Genomic DNA, 20,186 nt, shown 5'->3' with positions numbered 1-20,186 from the left:
TGTTGCGGCACATGCTGTCAGATCGCCCGTGAGTTTGGCCCCCCGGCAAGCTACGCAAGGAAGCGATCATGCACCGCCCTACGCTGACGATTATCACTCTCATCGCCGCCCTCGCCGTCGGTCCGATGCAGGCCATGGCCGAGCAACCTTCGCTGAGCAGTCGGCTCTCCAAGCTGCGTCAAAGCTGGTCGGGTGAGGAAGATTCGCAGCAGCCGGTGCAGCAAACGGCCCATGCCGAACCCGCCAAGCGGGGCATCGCTGGCGACCTGTTCCACATGCTCGGCGGTAAACCCAGCGACGCCCAGGCGCCGCGTGTTGCCAGCCGGCCGACCGATGCTCTGCCGCCACCACCGACGCAGCGGGCTGGCAGTGTATTGAGCAAGCCGCAGGAATCTCCTGCTGGCTCCTACGACATCTTCACCGCTCTGGGGGGGAAGACCGGCTCGCAGCCCACGCCGACGCTCGCGCCGCAGCCCACCGAGGCACCTGCCAAGTTGGCTTCGCGCCCCACTGGCACTCCGCGCCGTCGTTCGACCGGCGACGTGGCGCTCGACCTGATTGGCACCACGGCCCCTTCGAGCGACACCTCGGGGGTCGGTCAGCGCCAAGAGCAAGCTCCTTTGGTCACAAAGTCCCTCGACGAGTTGGAGGAGACTCCGGTGACTGGACCCTCCTTCGGCGCGGAGGACAACCTGCTCGAACCTTCGACCAACGCTGGATTCTCCTCGGCCGCCGATGCCGCCGAGTTGGCCGCGTTGCCACAGACCACGCTGCCGGAACCCACGGCGCCGGTGAGCGACATGCCGCAGGCTGCCCCGATCGAGCCAACTCCCACTGCCGAAGTCGAGTCGCCTAGCTTCGAAAAGGCTACCGAGCAGAATGAAACTGCCGACGAAATGACGCTGGCTCCCGCCACCGATCGCTCCGACTCGATGATGCTCGACTGGAGTGCTGCCCCCGAAGCTTCGTTGAAGCAGGAAACCCCTAAGCCCGCTGCTACGAAACCAGTCGAGGCACAGCAGCCAGCCACCGAAGTGACCAGTTCGCCGACGGCCGAGCGCGCGTTCGGCGGCGAGGCCACGGCTACGGTGTCCGACCACGGTGAGCAGGATGTCTGGATTTCCACTCCCGCGAACAACGCATCTTCCTTCTCCGCTGGTTCTGCCAGCGAGAACTTGCTTGTCAGCGAGCAACTGCCGCAAATCATCTCCCGCGTCAGCGGTCCCAAGACCATCCTGATCGGCCGCGAAGCCAAGTATCAGGTCACCATCCAAAACCGCGGCAACGCGGCGGCCAATCAGCTCTCCACCGAGATCGTCGCTCCTGCCTGGGCCGACGTCGTGCACGTGACCGCTTCGGCGGGGGCCGTGCAGCGGCCCACCAATCAGGCGGGTGGAACCACGTTGCGATGGGACGTCAGCAGCCTGCAGGCCGGTCGTAGCCAGACGCTCGACGTGGTGCTGGTACCCAAGACCAGCCAGCCGCTCAGCCTGGGTGTCAGTTGGCACCATGCTCCGGTGGCCGCCACCACCATGGTAGAGGTGCAAGAGCCCAAACTCGCCATGTCCATCAGCGGTCCGAACGAAGTGTTCTTTGGTCGTCCGCAAACCTATCGCCTTTCGATTAACAATCCCGGCACCGGGCCGGCCGAGAACATTGTGGTTCAGTTGATGCCTCCGGGCGGAAGCCAGGCTGTCAGCAGCTACCGCATCGACCGCCTTGGTGCGGGCGAAGCGAAATCGGTGGACATCGAAATCACTGCTCGCGATCCTGGCGAACTCGCCATCAAGGCCGTGGCCGCGGCGGATGGCAACCTGCGAACCGAAACCGCGCAGCAGATCTTCTGTCGCCAGGCCGAATTGAACGTCGACTGGCGTGGTCCCGAGCGTAAGTACGCCGGCACTGAAGCTACGTACTACTTCCGTGTGCGTAACCCCGGCACCGCCTCGGCCGACCAGGTCGTGTTCGATGTAAACCTGCCCGCCGGATTCGAGTTCCGCGCGGCCAGCGATGGTCACCAGTTCGACGCCGCTTCGCAGCGTGTGATCTGGAAAATCGGCACGCTCCGTCCGGGCGACGACTGTTACCTCGAACTCCGCGGCATCGTGAATCAGGCCGGCCAGAACGAGTTCCGTTTCGCCGCGGTGAACAGTCAGGGCGACGTTCGTGACGCTTCGGCTGCTTCCACCAACGTGGTGGCCCTGGCCGACTTGAAGCTCGATGTTACCGATCCCAAGGGTCCTGTGCCCGTTGGATCAAATGTTGTGTACGACATCACCGTCACCAACCGTGGCCGCAGTACCGCCTCAGAGGTGAACATCGTGGGCCTGTTCTCCGAAGGTATCGAACCGGTTTCCGCCGACGGTGCCGAGGCCACCATCGCCGATGGCCGGGTTGGCTTCCACACCATCAGCTCGCTGCCGGCGGGCCAGCAGGTGAAGCTGAAGATTCGTGCCCGGGCCCAGTCGGCCGGCACGCATCTGTTCCGCGCCGAAGTGCTGTGCCGGGACCTCGATATCAAGCTGGCGGCCGAAGAGACCACTCGCTTCTTCGAGGACGAGTCGACCACCGCAGCGGATGGTGCACCGCTGAACTCGGCCTCGCGTGCGGCCCGGTTTGAGTAAACCGTAGTAGCCGGCGTCGCCGGAGTTTTGCCGCAGTAAGGCAGTAATGTCGCAGTGGTGCGGCCAAAACGATTCACTGCGACAAAACTCCTCGCATCACTACCTGCGACAAAACCGCAAGCCCTTTAGCGGCAGGCACTTACGGCGAGCGTCATGCCGGAAGTGCCGCAGGTTGTTGCCCGCAGGTGCGACAAAACCCCATCGGTGCGACAGAACTCTCGATCGCGGCCTGTGCAGTGCGAGGTCTATGAACCGAGCCCTCTGGTTCAAGCCTCTGGCCAAGGGCTTACGGCCCAGAGCCAACAGCCAACTCAAGTTGCCAAAGAGCCACGGCCGTTACAGCACGCCGCACTTCCATTGGACCAGACCGCCGCGCGATTTCAACGGCGATTTCCTTACACACGCGGTTTCGTGGTTTCGGTGCAGAACTACGATGTGGCGCGAAAGCAGGTAGCCGGATTCGCCAGAATTCGGACCGACGTTCACTTGCAGTCGCCGCGTTTTGGACACGAAGAGATGCAGAAAGCAGAGCAGGCAAGTCCACAGCCATCCATCGGGGGAGTGCTACCGTATTTGGCTGCCGGACTGTGTAGCGACTATACTTCAGCTGGAGTGTAAACGGAGCGCGGCGAGTAGTGGTACGGGAGCCAGGGCAAGCACTATGGTCGACCAACAAGTGAACGTCAGCAAGGCAGTGCAGTTCTTGCCTCGCACGGTCATCGTGTTGGGCGTCGTGCTATGGCTGCTGCTCTCTGTCGTGGCATGCTGGGGTGAAATCGCTCAAAATCAGTACCCGCCTGCGGTGCTTCTGTTTGGAATCGGATTAACATCCGCGGCAATGGCTATTGTCTCTGCATGGTGCATGTTTCTGGTCGCGTTAGTAGTAAACGCCATCATTCCAGTGCGCCGCCGCTTGTTCAAACTGGACATCATCTACGGGACGGTATCGCTGGCTGTCCTCACTGCAATCGGGCTATGGTCCGTGTGCTACATGGACTCCTAGGTCTTCGGTGACAACCACGGTTTTATGACCAATTGGCAACGACCCCAGTGGCGAAAACTACCCATCCCACTGCGGAACATCGACGCAGTTTATGGGCGTGACAGTTACGACAACGCCGGCGATGACCTGATCTATTTCTTGCGATCCGTGTCTGAGTATCCCAACAAGTACCGCTATCGCTTTGCTATCGACATCACGCATACCGATTCCTGGTACCACGTTATGGAATTCGAGATCGAGGGAATGTCGGATGGCGCCTACGAGCGACTTGTTGAGAAGGTTGTAGCGGCGGGGTTGTTCGATTCGGCAAAGACGTAAGTGCCGACAGCGCTAGACGACGTGGCCATCTGGTCGACCCGTCGGTGAAATGGATGCGACGTAGCGAAGCTGGGCGTGGCAGCCGTGAACCCTTATGATCGGGCGTGCAACTCGGCATTTGTCCGACTACCCTAGGCATGACAAGTATGAGATGCAGCGATCGTTATCTAAAAATCCAGTTGGTGTACTCCGCCTGCATTGCCATTGGTTGCTGCTGCGGTTCGGGCACGCTACTTGCCCAAGACTTCCCCCACGTCCCCGGCACGGTGATTCATCACTCGCCCGCCAGTTCGGGCCTTTACATCGGCTCGCCCAGTATTGCGCAGTTGCCGGATGGGGTGTTAGTGGCGTCGCATGACGAGTTTGGGCCGAAGTCCGCCGAGCACCTATCGGCGACGACGCGGGTTTACTCGTCTACCGACGGTGGTGAGCACTGGGAGCCGATCGCGAAGATCGAGGGGCAGTTCTGGTGGACCCTATTCGCACACTACGGTGCGCTCTACCTGATCGGCACCAACAGGCATCACGGAAATATCATCCTTCGCCGATCCGACGACGGCGGCGTAACTTGGACCACCCCGGACGATGCGTCGACCGGCTTGCTGGCCGAGGGCGAGTACCACTGTGCGCTGCAGCCTACGCCCAGGCCGCAGAAGAGCGAGTCGTGCCCGAGTAGCAGGCCTGTCGGATCGGCCCCGACGTTGCCCGGATCTGGCCGAGATCGGTAGAGACATTCAGCCAAATGCTAACGATGTATCTCAAAGCGTGTTTTGTGATCGCGTTGATTGCAGTCGTGGAGATGCTGCATGGCGTTTGGAGAGTACGGGTCCTGAATCCGCGTTTTGGCGACCGCAAGGCCCGCCAGTTGGGGCTGATCTCTGGCAGCGCCTTGATCCTCCTCATCGCCTGGTTGACGACACCTTGGATGGGGCTATCCAGTGCGGCCGACTGTTGGGTGGTTGGGCTGCTGTGGGTGGCTGTGATGTTGGCCTTCGATGTTGCCGTTGGCCGGTTGCTGTTCAAGATGAAGTGGCAGCGCATCTTACGCGACTTCGACCCGCGACAAGGTGGCTATATGGCCCTGGGCATGCTGTTCGTCTTGCTCGCCCCATTCTTAGCTGCCTGGCTGCACGGATTTCGTGGTTGGTGACGAGTCGCAGCCGGCAAAGTCCAGTCTGAATGCAGGTGCCGATAGACGGGGTAGAAAGAGCATCGGCTCCCAGGCCCCGATAGCCCAAACGCTGGGGGTTGGCCGCTCGTACGGCCTTCGAAGCGGCATGTCTCACCCTTGGTCGGTCTGCAGGGCATCCACGCCAGGGGGCGGCGCCGGATTGTCGCGTACGGTCACTTCTTCTTGTGTGCCACAGCCAAGGGGGATGGAAAGCACGAGCACCGCGAAAGCAAAGCGTAGAATGTTTATAGTCATTGTCTCCAGGGAGATAGCCGCAGGCGGATTGTGTGGCGAAGCGCGATTGCGCCTCGCACGAGTTGCTATTTGCCCACAATAGGGTCGTAGCCATTGATGGGCGCCGGTGCGTTTCCAGAGTTCCACGAAGTGGTAGCGTGACGATCCGACCCAGGTTGTACGGATCGCCGGGCAGGTATCCGCAGCCTACGAAAGTGCGTCCGTCGGCTGATATGGCGACAGTCCGATTGAAGTTGTAGTCGCAGCCGGCTGCGACGACCATCGCAGTTGCATCGCGTGCGCGACGAACTGCTGGCAGCCGCTCCTGCGACGACATCGAACAGTTCGGACGATTCGCTGGTACCTATCGGTCGCTGGTTGGCGAACCTCCGTCCGAAACCTTGCGGCGCGCCGAGTCTGCAAAATATCTTCGTCGACCTGATCGCCTGACGCGGGGCCGACTGGCCAAGACGCTTAGCGCGTGATGACCACCGTGCTCGACGGATACGGATACCATGCGAACGGACGGCCACCCGGCATCTGATAGCGGGGGCTCGGTACGCCCGAGAAGGGAACCGCGTTGGCCAGCGGGCGCGATGCACTCATGCCGTACCACTTCATCGACTCCATGCGGGCCATGCGTTGAAAGGCGCGCATCTGGGCTTTTTGCTGGATGATCATCCGCGGGGTCACGGGCTGCGGCGAAGTGTTCTCGCCGTACCAACTCGACGACTCTTCTACCATTTGACTCTCGGACGAAATCGCGTCGCCAAACTGCTGGGCGGCGGCGGGGACGGCGGCCAGGCTGACGAGCGACAGGGCCAGGGTGCGGGCAAGGATATTCATGCTGGTCAGTCTCGCAGTTGGGGGGACTCGGCGGAGGTGCTGCCGGTGGCCAGCGGGCCAACCCGACCGCACGCGCAGGGTAATTGAGAGCTTCGCGTATTCAATACTACGCTTCCATAGCACGCTCTACTGCCAGATTCGGCCAATTGATACTCAATTCCTCAGTTTCGTCCGCTGGCCGTTACGATCCGCATTTTGAGGGGCCGGACGTGCGGGTTAGGTAAGCTGCGAAGGCAAAAACCCTTGCCTCCGGGCGTTTCCCCGGCGCTTTGCGGCTGCTACCATAGAGCCTGTGTCGAACTGGACTCGCGCATCGTTTCGCCAGATCTTGCCCAGGCGGTTCAAGATTGAGGCTCGGCGAGCGAACACGATACTAGGTGAAGCCAGCACTTGACATTGCTGCCGGATCGGTCGGTGCCTGGCGCCTGACCGAACTTGACCAACTTGACCCCCGGTAAGGGGCCCCATATCGGGGACCGATCCTTCTGACAGGAGAATTGAACGATGAAGAAACTTGGAATGTTCTTGATGATGCTGACCGTCGTTGGTTACACCATCGGCTGCAGCAAACCCGAAACGACCCCGTCGACGGATGACACCACTCCTCCGGCCGCTGGCACGGGCGATTCGGACGCTGCTCCTCCCGCTGAGCCGGCTGAATAAAAAGGCAGAGCTACTCTCAGCGATGAGATTGAAACCAAAGCCCAGGCGGAGTTTGCTTCGCCTGGGCTTTTTTCGTAGGCGGAATGCTTGTTCGACTGCCGCCACGTATAAAGTAGCTTTACTCACGCACTGCACGGCGTAAGTACTTCACGAGCCGCAGAGGTGCGACACGCTAGGCCGCGCGTCGTGCAATGTACGCTGCTGGTTGTGTCATCAGTTCGCGGGTCAAGCGTAACGTGACATGTTCAATGGCATGTTGCACTACATGCTCCATGGTTTGCGAGGCGAGCAACTCCGTAGCAAAAGCCGAGTGCCGCGCTTGCACGGCCACCGCTTTACGTGCCCGAGCTCGTACGTAACCCCGCGCTTCGCTGAGCTGCATCGTATCGAGATGGTTGTCGAGTCGAGCACGCACCGTCGGCAAGCTGGCCTCGGCCAGCCAGCGAATCCGCTCCTCTAGTTCCACGGACGACAGCGAGGGGCGCCAGCCCATTCGACGTGCAAGATCCCAGATTCCGAGCATGACTAACGCCTTGGTTCAGGTAGCTTGGTGGAGAGCAAAACCGTTAGCCAAGATCGTGATAAGGCCCACGCCAGCTTGACCCATGCGGCGGCTGGGTGTCTTAAATTGCCAGACTGCGATACCACCTGCAGCCGGCCATTCGCCCACAATCGCCCCGGCCGAGTGCGAACCCGCGGGGCTAAGTCGTTGTCCTATAAGGCGTTTGCGAGAAATTGCGCCTACCTGCAGGGGTTGACCTCCACCGCAGGATTGCGTAATTTTTGTCAAAGGTGACGGTTGCAGCGACCGATACTTTTATTGTTGCCCGCCGCACATGGCAATTGGCGAGCGACCACAAAACTCAAGGCGTCGTAGCCAAGTGGCTAAGGCATCGGATTGCAAATCCGACATCCCCGGTTCGAATCCGGGCGACGCCTCTTTCTTGACCCTCGAGAAGCATCGGTTTTCTCGAGGGTCTTTTATTGCGCCGGCATCATCAAGATGCCGAGTGATCGTCGGTGCGCGGCCGCTATCAGTTCCGGCGGCAGTTCGCAGCCGATGGAGCGTTCCGACGGTTGGTGGCTGGAGGCCCAGCACGCGGTGAGGTTCACATCTGTGCTTTCCCATCCGCTGACATTCATTCGGGGGAGTCCGACCTACCGGCATGCCATCTTTCGGACTTTATTCCGTCCTGCCTGGAGGTCGACCCCAGGGAACAGGTTCGGTAGATTTCGCCCTTTTTCTGTGCTTGGGGAGCTGCTTTGGGCCCCAGGAGCGGGTGGTAGATTTCCTGCAATTTCCAGTGAATTGGGGCTCGCCGTCGCGGAGCCGGAGGATTTGGTCAAAAAGGCAATTTGGTCGACAGATAGCCGCACTCTGATTAGCATGGACTTTGATTCTAGGAACACCTGAATATGCCTTCCCCCCTGCCCTGCAGACGCTGTTTGACGTCTACGCAGCTTCCCTCCTGATGGCCCCCAGATCATCGATGAAGTACTACTTTTGCCTTGTTTTTGCGCTTTGCTGGTCATCGCCGGTGTCCGCCGCTTACCTGCTGGGGGTCGCCTCGCCTTACGACGCTATGTCGGGGGACTACGGGCCCAGCGAGTTGTTCCGCATGGAGGTGGATGGCTCGTCTTACCAATCGCTGGGCATGTTACAGGCGGACGGAGCTGACGGGGATTTTGACGCAATAGCCGCTTCGCCCGAGCACGGAATCCTCGCTTTTCTGAGGACGGACGCAGGATCTCGCCCTGTCCGCGTGAACCCACTGGATGCGACGGCTGATGTGCTGGGGCCTCCGCTTTTCGGGAGTGAGATTCGCGGAGCAACGTTTCGTAGCAATGGAACTCTGTGGGCTGTCGATGTTCAGGCGGACCAACTTGTGGAAGTACAACCCATGACGGGGGAAGAATTGCAGTTTATTGGCCTTTCGTTCGAAGGGAGCGGTTTCGACGCATCGCAAAACGTGGATCTTGTCGAGGATTTCTCGGGCCAGATGCTATTGGTAAGTGATTCTCAGATGTACGAAGTGGATCTCACCACAGGAGCGCTGACCGAGCGTTTTGCGGATACCCAAAACGAGCTATCGGGCACGACTCCTCCGCTCTTGGTAGGAGCGGCGATGGGATTTGTGGGATCGGAGTCGTTGATCGGGTTGGATGTCGCCGGTGGCGCGAGTGATGACTTTTACGCTTACGATCTAGAGAACACTTTTCAGCGTACTCTGCTGTTGGGAAGTCAGTCTGCCACCGATTTCGAGGTGGGAGACCTGACACTGGTGGAGGAGCCTGTGAGCAGTGGTGACTACAACGGTGACGGGGTGGTGGATCTCGCCGACTATACCGTATGGCGAAATACGCTGGGATCGACATCGAACCTAGCCGCCAACGGTAACGATTCCGGCACAAGCATGAATGTGATCGATGCGGCAGATTACCTCGTCTGGAAGAACAATTTTGGCTCTGAAGTCGAGCTGGGGACGATCACAGCCGGAACCCAGTCGGTGCCCGAACCTGGTACCTGCCTGGGCGCATTGAGTTGCTTGGGGCTGCTCGTTATGTGGCGGCCAGCACGGCGTTCGCTCGCTATCTAGACCGACTTCCTACCGCTGCATGAGTTAGTGGCACGCGTTGCTCTGTAAGCGATTTCAACGGCCTGCGGCGGCTGGTGTCGAAGTTATGCTTCTGACCCCGTGCTGCAAGCCAGCGCCGGGCCAGTATGCCAAATCCCGGAATGCTCCTAGTACTTTTGTGCAACCGAGACTCCCCAGTGGCGTTCGCCCATCGCCCTGGCTTTTGGGGTGAATTCTGAGACCGCGTTAGGAAGTTTCGTTTGGCAACAGGACCCGTCCCGTCAGCGGGGCCATTCGTACCACCGCTCGCGAGGGAGCCTCGGGCAAAGGCTCCTATCAAATTGCTTTGTGGCGACGTCGACCTGCGAGAAGCATGATGGGACGTTAATCGCTCATGAAGCACCATTCAGACTCATGCGCCCCGACCGATGGCCACGTCTAGAAAGGGCATTCTTTCGAACATCAGGTCTTTCAAACCACCATAGTTTCGACTCGTCTGCACGGCCACAATCGCCATGGACTCTAGCAATTCAGGCGCGGATTGTTTGCCCAAGAACTGACGCCACCCCTGGTTAATGCTCGTCTCGAAGCACATTGTCGCCTACGCTGATCAGCGTTCTCGTTTGGGGACTTCATCGAAGTAGCGGCGGCTCGGACGGGTTGAAGAGTCGCATGGAGTTGCAGGCAAGGTTGTTTCCTAATCTGGAAAGCCGGCCCTGGAGGATCTACAAACTCACCGAGCCGAGTTACAGCAATGCGGAAACAAGCGAAGTATCTGCACAAGAAGGACTCATCGAGTAAGCCGCCAGGCAGCTTGCTCCAATTCGTCGTGGCCCCGCGCCGCCGCCATCGGGGGTGGTGACTTGAGTCCAGCGAAGGCCAGATCGATCGGGCGGAAGTCGAGGCAGGAAGATGCAGGTACTCGAATCTGACTCTGATCGCACCTGTCGCTTCTCAGAGGCTCGCTCGTTAGTAGCAGGCGGAGTTGGCGAGACTGCCCGAGTGTTCGGGGTGAAGCGTCGGCATCTGCTGCAATCAGGCGTGGCCGGACTGGCTCGCGCAGATTTGCAGGCAATCGATGGCCAGCGGCCCGTGAGGCTGTTTGCTCTTCGTGAGCCGACAATGCCGCTTTTGTAGCGTGGCTGTAAGAGGCCTTAGCTACGGCTCCCTAGACGCAAAGCACCAGAGTCACGAGGGAGGGACGCCTCGGAGGACATCCCCCTGCACCATCGGCGAACATCAGGCGATGTGTGGCGGATAACGTTGCCTGGCCGGGCGAGCCTACAGCGGGGCCACGTTGGGCCAGCCAATTCAGCAACGTGACTCTCTTCTGTGGCCAGAATGGGCTCCAGACCGTCTATAAAGGGCCCATTTGCTGGAAGATGATCTGCGCCGAAGCAGGTCCTCGAGAGGCTCTTCCCAAGGTGTGGCAGCAGTCGCTCGGGCTGCTCCGCCCGCCCTGGCTTGGATAAGCACCGCGCCACGACAGGGGGCGACATCGGAGGGCTATTTGAGTGGCTACAAGGTGTTCAGGACTGGCCGTGCTCAGACAAAGCCTAAATGAGATAAGTGTGCTCGCCCCGATCTTTATCCAAAACCGGGGCCGCAGATTCAACCAACTGGCGAAGGGAGCTTGCGTGCCTTGCTTTCCAAAGCAAGGAAGCCAGGCACTCCACGGCGATCGAGCAGCATGCCATTGGGAGAACGCGCTGCTGCCCACTCATGAAGGGCCAAGTCGCTTAAGCGGCCTGGAGGCGAGCTGTATCACTCACCGAGCCGCAAGAGTCTGTTGCCGCAGCACCGCCATGGTGCCTGAGCCGCACTCGAGACACAGGGCTTAAGCAATGGTGCGGAGCAGCTGAGCACAGCCGTCCGCACCTGCAAAGATGTACTAGGACTTCCTGGAAGTCTGGAACGCCAGGGCAATGCAACCTCCGGCGACCGAGAGCCATACGAGCACGCTTCCAGCCTCGGGAACGGCTTGCATCGAGGGGTGACGGATCAACTGATCCTGAGCATCGATGGAGTATTCGCCGTTGCCATCTTTCGACAGCAGGTTCAGGACGTAGACGTCCCCCGTGCCACTCCAGACGCCGTTGGTAACATCGTTATTGAATTCGGTTTCCCAGCCAGCGACCTTACCGTCGTAGGTGTCGTACCAGCCGCCATTGACGCCACCAATCTCAGCGGGGGTGTACCCCATCGCTTCCCAGATGGCGAGCTGCAGTTCGTTGGCTTGAAAACTGGCCGCGCTGTAGTCGGACTGGCCGTAAGCATTCGAAAAGTCGAAGTTCGACAGCGCGGGGCCGGAGCCCTCGACGCCATTCAAGTAACGATCGTAAAGCCACGCTGCAAACGACGTCAGCGAACGGCTACCGCTGCCGAGTGTGGTCGTTGCGTAGGCGTCGGCCACTTTGTAATCGCTGTTGAAGTTGACAAACTCTTCCAGCTGGACACAGAACGTATCGGTGACTTTGTTACCGGACTCATCGTCCAAATAGAAAATGCCGCCAGGAGAGCCCGGAGCATTGTCGAGACCGACGATGTCTCCAGTCTGAATCGAAGCCGTGGCGTTGGCAGCAAAGAAAACGGCCAGCAGGCACGTAGTACCTACAAGTGCTAGCTGTGTATAGGCACGTTGGCCGAAGTGTTGTCTCATCATAGCTAAAGTTCCCCAATGTAGTGCCTTGGTCCCCAACATTCCGTCCCCATTATGCACGGTTGAGCTGCACTTTCATAGCGGTAATTCACAATATAACGGTGGAATTTTGGTACGGATTGCCCACGGGGATCTGCGGTTAGACGCACTCCCCCGTGGGAGGGGCACCGCAATTCAGAATCTTAGCCACTTTGTCCGGCTTCCCCCGCAAAGCCAGGGGGCCTATTTCTTGTTCCCGGGCACATCAGGCAGCGAGAGCTACCTCCCGGCCGCCTTACGTGTCGCCGCGTCTGCGGAGTCGGTGCATGGCCCACAGGCTGAAGGCAGCCCAGGTGAAGCTTACGGGGGATTCTGGGACGGCAGACGTAGCCGCGCCCGCCGATTCGCGGCGACCCAAGTGATTGCGCCAAATCGTGTAATCCGCAAGATCCACCACGCGATCGCCATTGCCATCGGCAGCAAGGTCAGTTGTCGAACCGAACGTGTGCTTCCAGATTTCGTAGTCGCTCAAATCGACCAGTCCATTGTCATCGTAGTCACCAGGCAGCACCGGGATGATGTAGTCGACCTTGTAACTGCGGCCACCGATGATTTGGGCCGGGGCCGAAAATGAAGCGAATCCACCGCCAGTGAACTCCACCGAGTAGAATCCATTCTCGTTGATGGGAATCGAATAGGCGCCCGAATCGGAGCTGATCGCATAGTAAGGGGATTCGTCGATATCCACCCGAACACCGGGCCGGCCCTCTCCTAGATCATAGAAGTTATTGCCATTGATGTCCTCGTAGACGACGCCGGTCACAAAGGCAACGTTGCCGGGGTCCCCAAAGTCTTGTGTCACGATCTGAGGTCCTACCGATGTTCCCCCGCTGAGCATATCCACTACGCCGACACCAATCTCTTTGAAACTGTCGTTGTGGATATTGGCACGATGGCCGGCGCCATTCTGCATGCCTTGCCCTGTGAAGTCGGGATTGTAGTAGCCAAAGTCGGGGTTCACCGTATCGCCCCAATCGACATCGAAAGCGGCGTGCCCATGAGCGACGGATTCTGCAAACGCGAAGACATTCTCCGCGGCACCGCCAACGTATCCCACTTTTGCCAAACGGGTGGCCAGGCCACCGCCGGGCTCCAGCGGCGATGGTGGGTTGGGAGAATTTTCGTGACCTTGAAAGCCGTTGAGATACATGTCCTCGGTGTGCAAGTCGGCGGCCAGCAGAAGCTTGGAATTGAACGAGAGTGGCTGGGCGAACTGCGGCAGGTAGCCGTCACTTACCGAAGTCTCGAACTGGTCGATGATATGCTGGGGATTGATCCCCCTCGTCGTGTATGCCGCAACGGTCGCGGCATCGGACTCGTTGGCCAGTCGGGATGCCTCGGTGATCGCGTCCGCACGAGAGCGATTGATGAACTCGAGATAGAGTTGCTCTTCGGCCGATGGGTTCCCCACGGAGTATTGGATCTTCTCAAACTCAGCCCCGACCTGAATGTCGTCGACGCGCCAGCCAACAGCCGTCTCGTTGTTCGTGTAGGCGCTTCCCCCCAGATAGTCGTAGACGAAGCGGAGCTTTATCTCTTGGTGGGCGTAGCTGCTCAGATCGACCTGGCGGAGAGCGAAGGAGCCTTCGCCCGCAGTCCAATCCCCCGCTTGAGAGTAGATGGTCGACGGCCAAGTCGACCCCCCCTCCGCGGATAACTGAACTCGGGCAACCTGACTGTCGGTAGCCCAGCTTAGCCTACTGAGAAAGAACAGTTGCGTGCCCGGTAGAACAGAAATCTCTTCGTCGATCTCGAACCAATTTGACTCGAAGCTGGGATTGGCGAGGTGAAACGCATTTTCACCGCTGGCAACCACGTCCGACTGAATTAAGCTGTACGACGCGCTGGTGCCATCACGCAGGTAGGCGGTCCCATTCTCTGCTCCCTCCATCCATAGTGTTTGTGCATGAACGGGGTAGGCAAACAACAGAAGCGTCGCTGCTCTTGCAAACAGAAAGCGAATACGTACGGGCGTGTTCAATGCGGGATGCCGATCTCAGAGTAGTATGCCTTACTTCGTGCGCAACCTAAAATGCTAAGATTGTGGGTTTTTTGTCAACCACCCGATGAAGGGGGGATGGGTTTGGTCCACGTGGTACTGCTTTCGGGGCAGTCTGCTGTCCGCTTGCAGACGCATGGAGGGACGCTCGGTCCGTTCGGACAACCGACGAGATCGCCCTCTGGTGAGCAAGGTTCGGCCAAGCGGTTGAGGAGAACCGAAGCCACTAGTGTGTTTTTATCGTTGGTACACCGGTTTGTCTTTTGGTGTGGACCCGTGTGGTGTCGGCCCGCCTTGGACGGGGAGCAAGTCCACCGCTTCGGCCTCTGCGAGCGTTTGGACATCGCTTGATGGGTGAGCTGGAGTGCTCAAACGTGATCGCTTACGAATCGACGGAGCGCTGTCGATTCTTGGCCAAGCAGTGACGTGTCGCTTCACGTTCTCTCCACAGCAAACCGGGCAGCGCAACGGCATCGCGGAAGTATCGCCCAGTGAGTCGGCGGGGATCTTGCAGTAAACGGAACATCCACTCCAGATGGCATTTCTGCATCCACCGCGGTGCTCGAATCTGCTCGCCTGCCAGGAAGTCGATGGTCGCGCCAGCAGCGATGGCTACCGGACACGCCAGCTGGAGGTGGTGTTCAGCAAGCCATAGCTCCTGTTTGGGGGCCCCCAGCCCCACGACCACGACGTCGGGCCCCGACTCTGCAACCAAATCGATGATCCGCTGGTTCTCTGCAGCGACATGCTCGAAGCCAAGGGGTGGGGCATGGCACCCGACTATCTCCACCTTGGGGTAGCGCTTATGCACTCGCTCGGTAGCTCTTTCAGCAACGCCTGGCATGCCGCCCAGAAGAAAGACGCGAAGCCCTCCCCATTCTTCGGCCGAACCCAAAATGGCAGGGATCAGGTCCGACCCGGCAACACGTTCGGGTAGTGGCTTGGCAAACAGCCGCGAGCCGACCACGAGTGGCCAGCCGTCTGCCAGTACGAGTGAGGCGTTGTGGTAGGCTGCCTGCAAGGATTGGTTTGCCCGCAACTGCACGACATGGTCGAGGTTGGGAGTGACGACGTAGCGGCACGTGTCAGAAGCTTGGACCCAGTCGCGTATGACGCCCAGGGTCTCGTCCAGGGAGACAGCATCAATCTGGATGCCAAACAGATCTATCCTGGCTGTTGGCATAGTGGCTGTTTCAACCCGACGCTTGCGGTGAAATAGTCGCGGCACTCGGCATTCGGCCTGCAGTGAATCGCGTCACTCAAGTGGTCAGTATAATTACGCGACTCGCCGATGTGATAGCCAGCGCCACTGGCCAACAAAAAGAGCCGGCGAGGAAAGGTTCCTCGCCGGCTCAAGATTTCATTGCTACTGCAGGCGGAAAACTAGGCCTGCAGCTTACGCAGGTAACTGCGACGGACAACCAAACCGACCGGGATCAGCATCGCGCCCCAGACCAGCAGGCTGGTGGCCTCGGGTACCGGAGTCAAAACCGCAGTGGTCGCGAAATTAACAGCCGCTCCAGGCTCGAGGTCGAGAGTTACTAGACCCGTGAACGAGAAAGGTGTGCCCGTGAGATCACCGTTCACCGAACCGTCTAACTGAGGCAAGGACCCGCCGTTACCAATACCGCTGGCATCAGCGGATAAGGGTCCAGACGTTATGCCGCCGTATCCATTTAGAGTATTACTCGCATCGATCCACGTCTGGTAGATCACCGAATTCACTCCGCTAAATGTCACCGAGCCGCCCAGGCCGCTCGTTAGCGTTACTAGGCCCGCGGCGGGGAAGTTAAAATCGGTAGCACTAACTTGGACTTGTACAGACTTCAACGAGTCACTGTTGTTGGTGATATCAAGCGAAGAAATGTTCAGCGTCGATTGAGGGGGCGCTCCTGGGCTATTCGACGACCCACTGATGAAAACAAATTGGACATCGTCTTGGGTGCCAGAGAAGGTGACAACGCCGCCGCTATTGGCGTTGGTATTCTGGGCCACAAGCGGACCGCCGGTACTAATACTTACTTGGAGTGAGGCTTGAGCCGTTGCGCTGAGGACGAGCCCCAAACCCAACGCGATGCAGGTTAGCCGGCCGATGTGAACTGCAAAATTAGCTTTTGTTAACATGATAAATCCTGTAGATGCTTGAACGCTAAGTAAGTTTACAATCAAATCCTTGAGCTCTCATGCAAACATCAGCCGAGGCGGCCTAAGCAGTTCGTTACCAGGAGGAGATGGCAGAAGCAAACGCTCCTCACCTTTCAGCCAGGCGGTCAGCGAGGGGAGGATGCGCAAGTTGATCGATGGAGGCCAAGCGACGTCAACAGCAACGCTACTACCGCCGGTCGCACCGGAGGTAGAACTCGAGGTTGTTGCGGAGCCATTCAGCGGAGATGAAGACGCAAAGCGGCTTTGATTCTTGCGGTCCTGGTCCTGGCCTCGAGGTCGCTTGGATTCCTGACTCGCGGTCTGCGTGGTCTGCATTGCGGCTTGAGCCGTGAAACTCTCGGCCGGCAACGAAGGCAACCCCGAAACGACCAGGCTCGCATCTGCACCCGATGCGGCGAAAGTCACCACCGAGAATACAACGACCGACCAAGTGGAAAGCCACTGGCGTTGGAGGTCAAGTTGTGGTGAGGTCTTAAGCACAGTTCAATTCGGGCGAAATAGCCAGTTCACGGGATACTGACAAATTAGCAGAAACCCGCCGTCATGCAAGCATAATTCCCCCCAATAACCCGCAATAAGCTTCAGGTCGACTTCGTGGGAGGCTTCGTGTGGCCAACTTTTTTCATATTGATAATAGGCGGCTGCTAAACTCGCCTCTAGCATTTCCAGGGAGCGGTGCCTTCACGCCACAGGCGATTCAAATCGTCGTAATCTCGTTGTGTATCCATGCAGTGCCAGAAGCCGTGGTGCCGGAACAGCGAGAGTTGGCCATCATCCGCCAGGCTGACTAGCGGAGTGCGTTCGAGTACGCAATCGGTTGCATCGCTGAGGTATTCCCGGAAGCCTCGTCGGAAGAACATGAAACCGCCATTGATCCACTTTTCGTGAAATTCGGGCTTTTCATCGAAGGCCACCACTTCATCGCCATTGAGCTGCAATTCACCAAACCGCGATGGAGGATTGACGCCGAGTACGGTACCCAGGCGTTCGTGTTGGAGATGGAAGGCGAACTCTTTGGCGAGATCTGCATCCGTGACTCCATCTCCGTAGGTCACCCCAAAATGTTCGGCATCGCCCAGGTATTTGGCCGTTGCGCGAGCGATCCGGGCTCCTGTCATGGTCTCCAGTCCGGTTTCGGCCAGGGTGACCGACCAATCGTCGGTGTGATCGATCGTATGGGTGGTCAGTTCGTTCGACGCCAGGCCAACGGTGAAGTCGCTGTTCATCGAGGCGTAATGCAAAAAGTACTCCCGTATTACCTTTCCGCGGTAACCCAAGCAAACGACAAACCGACAAAATCCATACTTGGCGTACGTCCGCATGATGTGCCACAGGATGGGCCGGCCCCCGATTTCAATCATTGGCTTCGGGCGGAACTCGGTCTGTTCGCGAAAGCGAGTTCCGAATCCACCACACAGGATAAATATGGGAACTTTTGCAGGGGAAACTTCACTACTCATCCAACTTCTCCAAATGGCATGGGGCGCGACGATCCGCTTCGGTCAGCCTCGCGAGTAGCCGAAGCTCGTACCTTATCATGTTTGGTGGCCAGCAGGAGGCAAGGCGTTGTTCCGGTTGGGTTGCATAACGCACCACCAACTGTTTTTCCGGCGTGTGACTCCGGAAAGACCGCCGTGGGAGGCTGTGGGAGCAAGTCACGGGATAACTGAGGATTGAACAATCTGGAATGGGATATGAGGGCTGGGGGCATTGTATGCAATCCGCCATGACCAGAGCGATTTTCACCTTGCCGCGCCGGTTTGGCTTGTCGGTCAGCTGCTTTGTCGGCCAGCATCTTTGGATGGCAATTCGCCTGCCTCGGCTCCCATACAGCGGACCTGCTCACCGGTGGCAAACCAGCACACCCACGGTGAAAACGCGCTAGCTCGGTTTGTGCCCCGTGGTATCTCGACCTGATTGTCAACTATTGTCTCTTCCCATCCCCTGACAGGCGAACGCAGGGCGGGCCAAGAGCTCTGATCAGCAGGTTTGTTAACCCGAGGCGTTTTATCAATCGGATAAAAAAATGCATTCTGCGATAATCCGCAGAAAATCTGTTGGAGATCCTGGATCGATCAGTTGGGATGTGTATAGTGGACCGTACGTACGACAGCGATTGGAATAGATGCTCGGATTCGGTCAATGATAGGGGCATCTGACCCGGCAGTGCGAACCAACCAACTTTGAGATTATCCCGCCTTGATTTCTATCTACGGATAGGATTCTCCACTCCGGTAGATTGCCATTTGGGGGACGATTTGATGCTAGTTCACGAGGATGCGGCTGCGCCCCGTGTGTATTCGCAGAATGCCACAGCGACAGCCGAGAGGTCAAGCCAAGCTCGGAAGTTGCGTGTCCATCGCACTTCAACGGTAAGCACCGACCAGTTTCCAGCGTTTGAGCTGGAGATGAATGGCACGTGCAGTCTGAATCCTCAGAGCTTGCCAGTTTCGACCGACAGAGAGTTCTACCTGTTCGCGAAGCGGGTAATGGACATTGTCGGTGCGCTCATCGCGCTGGTGATATTTTCCCCCGTCATGTTGGTGGCTGCAGTTCTCGTCAAGCTGACCGACGGCGGTTCGTTATTCTACTCGCAGACGCGAGTAGGTCTCAACGGTCGCGAGTTTAGGTGCCTGAAATTTCGCAGCATGGTGGTCGATGCGGACAAGTATCACGTGCACCTTTCGAGTCACAACTCGCACAGCGACTCACGCACGTTCAAGATTCCGAACGATCCTCGCGTAACCTGGATTGGTCGGATTCTCCGGCGAAGTAGCATTGATGAGATGCCGCAGTTGTTGAACGTGCTACGCGGCGAAATGAGCCTGGTTGGCCCGCGCCCTGCCCTGCCCCGAGAGGTTCAGGGGTATACATGGCAAGACCTCCGCCGCTTGGAGGTCAAGCCCGGATTGACTTGCACCTGGCAGGTCTCGGGACGCAGTCGGCTCTCGTTTCCAGAGCAACTCGCCTTGGATCTCGAGTACATCGAAAACCAAAGTCTGTGGATTGATCTCAAGTTAATCGCCAAGACGGTACCGGCGGTGCTATCCGCGGATGGGGCCTACTAGTTCTTGACTTGCCATTCAGGGATTCAATGCGTTCACTTTTCGCCACCATCGTCCGCCGGCTTCGTATAGCCGGACACCGCCAGCCGAGCATGAAGCAGGTCGAGGCCTACTGCTCCGAGTGTGGCGGCACGACACTGATCTGCGACACCGCAAGCGGGCGTCACTGGTGCCCGCAGTGCTCAGGGTGACTCATTGCTCTGGGTGACCTGGGCCGTTCATCTTCCGCTGTCGCGTTTCTCCGATGGTTTACGGCTGCGATTCTGTGCTTCTAAGGTCTTCCAGCCAATCGACTAACTGTTGGAGGGGCCTGCCGATGCATGCTTGGTCGCCGCAGACGACAATCGGGCGTTCTAGCAGAATGGGATATTCGCCAATCAGCCCAATCCACTCGTCCGGGTGCTCTGGAGGCTGAAGTCCGAGCCGGTCGAAATCTCGCGCCCTGACCAAACTGCTGGGGGCGACGCCAAGCATCTTCGTCAATCGGCGCAAATCTTGTTCGCAAGGTGGGGATTCCAAATACTCGACAATCTGCACTTCCAACGGCTGGGAGTGCAGATACTCTAGCGCTTCCCGACTCTTCGAGCACTTCGCATTGTGATAAATCGTGACCTGCATTTCGGTTGCTGCCTTTGTAGTGGCTGAGGTTGCGTGTCGACGACCCCATTGTAATCAATGGATTCGGCATGACCCGCTTGATCCAACTCTTGAAAAGTAGGTGCCTTCCACGCACGGCGGTCTATTGCGGGGCCAGCCAGCAGCACCGTCCCGCCGATAGTGATTCTGGCCAAACCGTCACTCAACGCCTCTTGGCTGGGGCCAT

Annotated in this window: 17 protein-coding genes and 1 tRNA gene; 9 read left to right on the top strand and 9 right to left on the bottom strand. The window is 58.5% G+C overall.

Features of this window, described 5'->3' with window-relative positions; genetic code table 11:
• Positions 1–68: 68 nt before the first annotated feature.
• From NG895_RS15870 to NG895_RS15850, 5 genes are all read left to right on the top strand, one after another.
• The gene (locus NG895_RS15870) at positions 69–2,624 is read left to right on the top strand and encodes a CARDB domain-containing protein (protein ID WP_252853502.1); all 2,556 of its coding nucleotides are present in this window, start codon (positions 69–71) and stop codon (positions 2,622–2,624) included.
• A gap of 661 nt (positions 2,625–3,285) precedes the next feature.
• On the top strand, positions 3,286–3,627 hold the full coding sequence (locus NG895_RS15865; protein WP_252853501.1) for a hypothetical protein: 342 nt from the start codon (positions 3,286–3,288) through the stop codon (positions 3,625–3,627).
• A gap of 24 nt (positions 3,628–3,651) precedes the next feature.
• Positions 3,652–3,945, top strand: a complete 294-nt coding sequence (locus NG895_RS15860; RefSeq protein ID WP_252853500.1) for a hypothetical protein — start codon at positions 3,652–3,654, stop codon at positions 3,943–3,945.
• 146 nt (positions 3,946–4,091) lie between these two features.
• On the top strand, positions 4,092–4,673 hold the full coding sequence (locus NG895_RS15855; protein ID WP_252853499.1) for a sialidase family protein: 582 nt from the start codon (positions 4,092–4,094) through the stop codon (positions 4,671–4,673).
• Positions 4,674–4,696: 23 nt separating this feature from the next.
• Complete coding sequence (locus NG895_RS15850; protein ID WP_252853498.1) at positions 4,697–5,095, top strand: hypothetical protein; 399 nt, start codon at positions 4,697–4,699, stop codon at positions 5,093–5,095.
• Between the two features lie 132 nt (positions 5,096–5,227).
• On the opposite strand, the gene NG895_RS15845 is transcribed toward NG895_RS15850, so the two are convergent.
• Together NG895_RS15845 and NG895_RS15840 are read right to left on the bottom strand one after the other, a co-directional pair.
• Positions 5,228–5,371 (bottom strand): hypothetical protein, encoded by a 144-nt coding sequence (locus tag NG895_RS15845; protein WP_252853497.1) that lies wholly within the window; start codon positions 5,369–5,371, stop codon positions 5,228–5,230.
• Between the two features lie 453 nt (positions 5,372–5,824).
• Positions 5,825–6,196 carry a hypothetical protein gene (locus NG895_RS15840; RefSeq protein WP_252853496.1) on the bottom strand — a complete coding sequence of 124 codons (372 nt, stop codon included), beginning with the start codon at positions 6,194–6,196 and terminating at the stop codon, positions 5,825–5,827.
• A 504-nt stretch (positions 6,197–6,700) separates the two neighbouring features.
• On the opposite strand from NG895_RS15840, the gene NG895_RS15835 reads away from it, so the two are divergent.
• Positions 6,701–6,859: a hypothetical protein gene (locus NG895_RS15835; RefSeq protein WP_252853495.1), complete on the top strand. Its 159-nt coding sequence runs from the start codon at positions 6,701–6,703 to the stop codon at positions 6,857–6,859.
• A gap of 172 nt (positions 6,860–7,031) precedes the next feature.
• On the opposite strand, the gene NG895_RS15830 is transcribed toward NG895_RS15835, so the two are convergent.
• Positions 7,032–7,382 carry a hypothetical protein gene (locus NG895_RS15830; RefSeq protein WP_252853494.1) on the bottom strand — a complete coding sequence of 117 codons (351 nt, stop codon included), beginning with the start codon at positions 7,380–7,382 and terminating at the stop codon, positions 7,032–7,034.
• A gap of 344 nt (positions 7,383–7,726) precedes the next feature.
• Here NG895_RS15830 and NG895_RS15825 point away from each other — a divergent pair.
• Together NG895_RS15825 and NG895_RS15820 are read left to right on the top strand one after the other, a co-directional pair.
• Positions 7,727–7,798: transfer RNA gene (locus NG895_RS15825), tRNA-Cys, on the top strand.
• A 551-nt stretch (positions 7,799–8,349) separates the two neighbouring features.
• Entirely contained in the window at positions 8,350–9,456 is a 1,107-nt protein-coding gene (locus tag NG895_RS15820) for a hypothetical protein (protein WP_252853493.1), read from the top strand.
• Between the two features lie 1,870 nt (positions 9,457–11,326).
• On the opposite strand, the gene NG895_RS15815 is transcribed toward NG895_RS15820, so the two are convergent.
• The 5 genes from NG895_RS15815 to NG895_RS15795 all read right to left on the bottom strand — a co-directional run bounded on the left by NG895_RS15815 (position 11,327) and on the right by NG895_RS15795 (position 17,758).
• A complete protein-coding gene (locus NG895_RS15815) occupies positions 11,327–12,097 on the bottom strand; it encodes a hypothetical protein (RefSeq protein ID WP_252853492.1) in 771 nt (256 codons plus the stop codon).
• A gap of 271 nt (positions 12,098–12,368) precedes the next feature.
• Positions 12,369–14,060: a CAP domain-containing protein gene (locus tag NG895_RS15810; RefSeq protein ID WP_252853491.1), complete on the bottom strand. Its 1,692-nt coding sequence runs from the start codon at positions 14,058–14,060 to the stop codon at positions 12,369–12,371.
• A 454-nt stretch (positions 14,061–14,514) separates the two neighbouring features.
• Positions 14,515–15,315 (bottom strand): WecB/TagA/CpsF family glycosyltransferase, encoded by an 801-nt coding sequence (locus tag NG895_RS15805; protein ID WP_252853490.1) that lies wholly within the window; start codon positions 15,313–15,315, stop codon positions 14,515–14,517.
• A 200-nt stretch (positions 15,316–15,515) separates the two neighbouring features.
• Positions 15,516–16,256, bottom strand: coding sequence for a hypothetical protein (locus NG895_RS15800; RefSeq protein WP_252853489.1), 741 nt, complete (start codon positions 16,254–16,256; stop codon positions 15,516–15,518).
• Between the two features lie 698 nt (positions 16,257–16,954).
• A complete protein-coding gene (locus NG895_RS15795; RefSeq protein ID WP_252853488.1) occupies positions 16,955–17,758 on the bottom strand; it encodes a glucose-1-phosphate cytidylyltransferase in 804 nt (267 codons plus the stop codon).
• Between the two features lie 801 nt (positions 17,759–18,559).
• On the opposite strand from NG895_RS15795, the gene NG895_RS15790 reads away from it, so the two are divergent.
• Complete coding sequence (locus tag NG895_RS15790; protein ID WP_252853487.1) at positions 18,560–19,366, top strand: sugar transferase; 807 nt, start codon at positions 18,560–18,562, stop codon at positions 19,364–19,366.
• Between the two features lie 246 nt (positions 19,367–19,612).
• On the opposite strand, the gene NG895_RS30915 is transcribed toward NG895_RS15790, so the two are convergent.
• Positions 19,613–19,981 (bottom strand): ArsC/Spx/MgsR family protein, encoded by a 369-nt coding sequence (locus NG895_RS30915; protein WP_425267235.1) that lies wholly within the window; start codon positions 19,979–19,981, stop codon positions 19,613–19,615.
• Between the last annotated feature and the right edge of the window lie 205 nt (positions 19,982–20,186).

Source organism: Aeoliella straminimaris (genome assembly GCF_024054565.1).
Classification (GTDB): Bacteria; Planctomycetota; Planctomycetia; order Pirellulales; family Lacipirellulaceae; genus Aeoliella; species Aeoliella straminimaris.
The sequence above is the reverse complement of the archived record's forward strand: the minus strand, read 5'-3'. Positions and strand labels throughout refer to the sequence as shown.